This is a genomic window from Streptococcus dysgalactiae subsp. dysgalactiae, from assembly GCF_900459225.1.
In the GTDB taxonomy this organism is placed as follows: domain Bacteria; phylum Bacillota; class Bacilli; order Lactobacillales; family Streptococcaceae; genus Streptococcus; species Streptococcus dysgalactiae.
In genome coordinates, this window is the sequence record NZ_UHFH01000002.1 from 1 (window position 1) to 4,313 (window position 4,313).

Genomic DNA, 4,313 nt, shown 5'->3' on the forward strand with positions numbered 1-4,313 from the left:
CAATTGATTGGGAGTTGAAGCTTGAAACTCTTGGGGTGCCGATAGCGGTTAGTCCGCTTCATGATAAAGACAAGAGTAATGTAGAGGGGCAGAAATATAAAAAACCTCACTATCATGTGATTTACATTGCTAAAAATCCAGTTACTGCAGATAGTGTTCGTTGGAAGATTAAGAAAATCTTGGGCGAGCAAAGTGTTGCAATGGTTCAAGTTGCGCTAAACGTCGAAAATACATACTTGTATTTGACTCATGAAAGTAAAGATGCGATTGCTAAGAAAAAACATGTTTACGATAAGGTTGATATAAAACTTATCAATAATTTTGATATTGATCGTTATGTGACATTGGACGTGGAAAAAAAAGCAGAACTTTTCAACGTGGTAGTTTCTCTCATTCGTGCATATACTCTTCAAAATATTTTCGATTTGTATGATTTTATTGACGAAAATGGAGAGACTTACGGATTAACTATAAATTTGGTTAACGAAGTTATTTCAGGAAAAACTGGTTTTATGAAATTGTTGTTTGATGGAGCATATCAGCGCAGTAAACGAGGGATAAAATCAAGAGCAGAAGAATAAAAAGCGGACCTTGAAGGAAAGGTCCGCTTTTTTGGAAGGGTTACAAACATATGTCAGCTGGGGGGATGTGACCTATGTTTTCCGATTAGTCTAATACCCGTTATTAGTGTAGAAGCGAATAGTAATTGAAGTATATCTAATTTTTCAAGTTTGAAGATATGGTGTGCTGCTAAATGGAATAATAGAACAAATAAAAATGAGGTAATAAAATTTAATGTTATATATTTAAGCCCATGCATTGATTCGACCATTGTTTGGGTGGAAGTCGTTTGCGTCTACCCATTGAGCAACAGCATGTCCTACATTAGCAAAAATATTTATATAATCAAATACACGCTCGAGAGCACCCGCTATCCAACCACTATAAACGCCGACACGCATTGCAGCGGCTTTGGCAACTCTACTTAAAGTAGCTTTAGCTGCTGCTAAACCTTTTTGTTTCACAAGATTACCAATACCACCTACACCTCCAGAAATACTTGCAGCGATTAGGTTTTCTACAACCCAAGCAAATTCGTCTACAGTTACACCTTGTCCATCCCATACGCTAGCTCTAAAGGAGTAAGGAGTCAATGTTTGATAGGCTAATTCTTTCATTCTTTCTTCTGTTAGTCCAGGGTAGCGTTTTTTAGCTTCTTGTATTCTCGCATTGAGATCATTTTCTGAAACGGAAATTGGCCGGGATAATTTTTGATCAATTTCATCAATAGCTTGCTGAACTTGTTGTTGTTCATTAATGATTTGATTGGTTTCATTGGCATAAACAATAGCAGGAGCTGTATTTGCGATTGTGAATAAGGATAAAGCTAATGCTATGATGAATCGTTTGATTTTTTTCATAATCTAAAATACCTTTCTGTTTTTATTTTGTTATCTGTGCCTTTTATTTAGGATTTATGCTTATCTCCTTTCTAACCCAAATAAAATGTTTTCGCTTTTATTTTAAACCTTTTGGGGATGAAAATCAAAGAAAGATAATAGATTGCCCATCGCTGATTCGCACGATTGTTGTCTGGCAAGACTAGACATTTACCCCAAGAAGTAGTACCAGATCAGGTTGAAAAGTCCAAAAAAGAGACTATGAAAAGGTATGCGAAAGTGTGTTAAAACCGTATGATTTTGTATGTTTTAGTGTGTTAGGTGGTTAGTTAGGAAGTGTGTAAAAGTAGGTGAAACCGAGAAAAATGCTATCACTGGAAACGTTGATACTATCAACTCCACACGATATGTGGGGACAGTTTCCCTTATGCTCTTTTCAAGGGCTAAAGGGGGAATTTACTGATGAGGAAAAATAAGGGGTTTGGGTTCTCCCGAAAATCAGCTTTTAGTTCAAAACTGATGAAGAATGTGATAAACTTACTGGTAAGTGGTCGACCACATGCTACGCTTGCCGGAAGAAAAATAAGCAGATAAGGAGCGAAAACAAGCTGTTGTTTCGGCTATCCGAAAGTTAGCGGATTCTCCCAAGATTGGGGCTAATTTATCAGCAAGAATTGACGAAGAAACCGAGATTAAATATAGCGTGATTGATGACTATATCCTGTTTTACGAAATTGAAGCTGATACCGTTAAGGTATTGCGATTGTTGCCGGCTAAAACTAACTGGGTTAATACGATTCTGAAATACCTGTGATATAAAAAAGACCTGTTAAGGGTCTTTTTTGGGTGAATTTTGAACGAAGTGAAAAAAGAGGGCTGAGAAGCCCTTAGAAACCCTCGAAGAGGGTTTCTACTTATCTTGATACTTTTAGAAATAACTCTCATGCTAAAAAGAGTCTCTCTACCATAATTAAACCCTTGGTATTATTGGATTTTTAGCACAAAAAAAAGCTTGATTCTCAGTCAAAACTTTGATATGATTTAGTCACCACAACAAAAACATAGAAAGAGAGATGAGTACAAACTTTTTTTGTGAATTAATTCTTTTTTGTACTCCAATTATAACATGGTAAATGAACTAAATCAAGAGGAAGTTCTTAGAGATAAAAACAGTAAAGGTAAGGATAGAGATTGGCGAGGTCGCAAAATCATGAGCTTGAAATTAGCTGATGTCTTTGAGAATTTAGGGTATAAAAAATCAATGATTGAACGTGTTCAATCATGTGGTGAAGTTTTAAACTTTATTCGTCATTCAGACGGTTCTTTAAAATTATATCAAGCTTATTTCTGTAAGAATAAGCTTTGTCCAATGTGTAATTGGAGACGTTCAATGAAATATTCTTATCAGACTTCTCGTATTGTTGACGAAGCAATTAAACGAGAATCAAAAGGACGCTTTCTCTTTTTGACATTAACGGTTAAAAATGTTCCTGGAAGTGATTTAAATAAAACATTATCTTCTTTAACACAGTCTTTTGATCGTCTGTTCAGACGAGCAAAAGTTAAGAAAAACCTTATTAGATATCTTCGTTCTGTTGAAGTAACACATAATGAATTGACTAATGAATATCATCCTCATATCCATGTTTTATTAATGCTTAAAATAAGTTATTTCAAAGGTGGAAATTATATTACTCAAAAAGAGTGGGGTGAAATGTGGTCGCAATCTCTTAAGGTTGATTATGTTCCTATGATTGATATAAGAGCAGTTAAAGAAAAAGGCAAAGGTTTAAAAGGAGCTATCCTTGAAACCGCAAAATACCCAACCAAACCTATCAAATTAGAGATGGAAAATAAACAAGTTGTAGATGATTTATATAATGGTTTATATCGAAAAAGACAACTAGGATATGGTGGATTATTTAAAATTATCAAAAAAGAATTAGCTTTAGATGATGCTGAAAATGGAGATTTAATTCATACATCAGAAGATAATGATTCACTTTCTGAAGGAACTAAAATTGTAGCAATTTGGAATGCTATTAAGCAAAATTACTACTTAAAATAGTGTATAGAATTTGTATAACATTTGTATAGTAAGATTGCTATGCACTGTATAGAGAGGAATTTATGGCTCAAATTAATATAAGAGTTACAGATGAGCAGAAAGCCTTAATTAATAAGCTTGCTAAAGAAAACGAAAAATCTATATCAGCGTATATCATCGATAAAATTTGTATAGAATCTGTATATCAAAATGATAGCAAACGTATAGACGAAACTAAAAAAGATGATGAAGGATTAATTTTGTTGCTGATGAAACAATTAGAACAAAAAGATATGCAAATTGAACAACTCCATAAAATAATTTACAACAAAGATACTAAACTTTTAGAGTATGATTCTAAAAAAAGTTGGTGGCAATTTTGGAAATGAAGAATATATTTAAAAAAGTTGGAATTATGTTCCAACTTTTTTGACTAAGAAAATTATTATTTGAGATAGTGTATAAAGAGATTAAACATTATAATTATAATAAACCTAGGTTGGTTTTTTTAGAATTAATTATGTAGTCAGGGTTACATAATTAACCTACAACTCCTTAATTATAGCAAAAAAATAATTATAAAAAAAGACTTGTATTTTTAAAAAAATATAATAAAATTAAAGCGTTAACTAGTTAATGCTTTAATTTTATGCAGCGTTTAGTTTTTTTAAGATTTATGGAGTTTTTTATGAAAAATAAATTATTTAAAATTATAACTACGTCTTTAACTATTGTAACTTTAGGAGGTGTTTTTGTTCCTTCTGCTATTTATGCTAACGAAGTTTTGCAACCAGAAACAGTAGTAAGTTTACCATCTGATATTAATAGAGATCAATTAACTACTGAAATTATATCTGATATTGAAA

General features: G+C 32.6%; 4 protein-coding genes and 1 pseudogene. 4 read left to right on the forward strand and 1 reads right to left on the reverse strand.

The features are described 5' to 3' along the window. Positions 1 to 2 precede the first annotated feature (2 nt). Entirely contained in the window at positions 3 to 581 is a 579-nt protein-coding gene (locus tag DYD17_RS00035) for a Rep family protein (protein ID WP_115276303.1), read from the forward strand. Positions 582 to 806: 225 nt separating this feature from the next. Here DYD17_RS00035 and DYD17_RS00040 read toward each other — a convergent pair whose 3' ends face one another. Further along, complete coding sequence (locus DYD17_RS00040) at positions 807 to 1,421, reverse strand: hypothetical protein (RefSeq protein WP_000721502.1); 615 nt, start codon at positions 1,419 to 1,421, stop codon at positions 807 to 809. Positions 1,422 to 2,013: 592 nt separating this feature from the next. Here DYD17_RS00040 and DYD17_RS00045 point away from each other — a divergent pair. The 3 genes and pseudogenes from DYD17_RS00045 to DYD17_RS00055 all read left to right on the forward strand — a co-directional run. Next, positions 2,014 to 2,214, forward strand: a pseudogene (locus DYD17_RS00045) (type II toxin-antitoxin system RelE/ParE family toxin); the annotation flags it as partial. Positions 2,215 to 2,526: 312 nt separating this feature from the next. Next, entirely contained in the window at positions 2,527 to 3,468 is a 942-nt protein-coding gene (locus DYD17_RS00050) for a protein rep (protein ID WP_001893498.1), read from the forward strand. A 62-nt stretch (positions 3,469 to 3,530) separates the two neighbouring features. Beyond that, the gene (locus DYD17_RS00055; protein ID WP_000057278.1) at positions 3,531 to 3,836 is read left to right on the forward strand and encodes a plasmid mobilization protein; all 306 of its coding nucleotides are present in this window, start codon (positions 3,531 to 3,533) and stop codon (positions 3,834 to 3,836) included. Positions 3,837 to 4,313 lie beyond the last annotated feature (477 nt).

Bases quoted from the DNA above. Each gene is read 5' to 3' on its own strand.
- DYD17_RS00055 (WP_000057278.1), top strand. From the start codon at position 3,531: ATGGCTCAAATTAATATAAGAGTTACAGATGAGCAGAAAGCCTTAATT.
- DYD17_RS00050 (WP_001893498.1), top strand. From the start codon at position 2,527: ATGGTAAATGAACTAAATCAAGAGGAAGTTCTTAGAGATAAAAACAGT.
- DYD17_RS00040 (WP_000721502.1), bottom strand. From the start codon at position 1,421: ATGAAAAAAATCAAACGATTCATCATAGCATTAGCTTTATCCTTATTC.